Here is a 439-nt window from a genome sequence, read left to right on the forward strand (position 1 = left end):
ATCCGGACTTGCTCACGACAAACGTCGCCGAACTCGTTCTTGCCCTCAATCGTGATCGTCCACTCCACCGCCACCATTGCCTCCCTGAACAAAAGCTATGGTCATGGACCGATCGGCCCTAATAACCCGTATTCGACCCCGGAGAAATTACCGGTGTCATCTGGAGTGCAGCAAGGGCCTTCTTCGCTTCTTCCAGCGTCAAGCCGAGCTCATCGATCAACAGCGCACGGTCTGTTCGGTCGAAGCTGATAATCTCTTGCGTTTCGCCTGCTGCGTCGCCGCCGTCGATCATGAGTTGAATGGCAAACCGCATCCACATCCCTCCTTATCTGCTGGAGAGGGAAGCATGCCAACCGGTTGAGGTCAGCCCCTTGTGAACCTTGAAAGTTCGCGTTTCAGAGCCGCATTCACCTCGCGCCGGCTGAAGCGCTCGGGTTCG

1 protein-coding gene is annotated in these 439 nt (G+C 56.7%); it reads right to left on the reverse strand.

What is annotated here, in order from left to right:
• Nucleotides 1-118: 118 nt before the first annotated feature.
• Nucleotides 119-313, reverse strand: a complete 195-nt coding sequence (locus tag ACWGTI_RS32725; RefSeq protein WP_454590690.1) for a hypothetical protein — start codon at nucleotides 311-313, stop codon at nucleotides 119-121.
• Nucleotides 314-439 lie beyond the last annotated feature (126 nt).

This window comes from Mesorhizobium sp. ArgA1, assembly GCF_053714375.1.

Excerpts from the sequence above, each read along its gene's own strand:
- ACWGTI_RS32725 (WP_454590690.1), bottom strand. The coding sequence starts at position 313 with ATGCGGTTTGCCATTCAACTCATGATCGACGGCGGCGACGCAGCAGGC.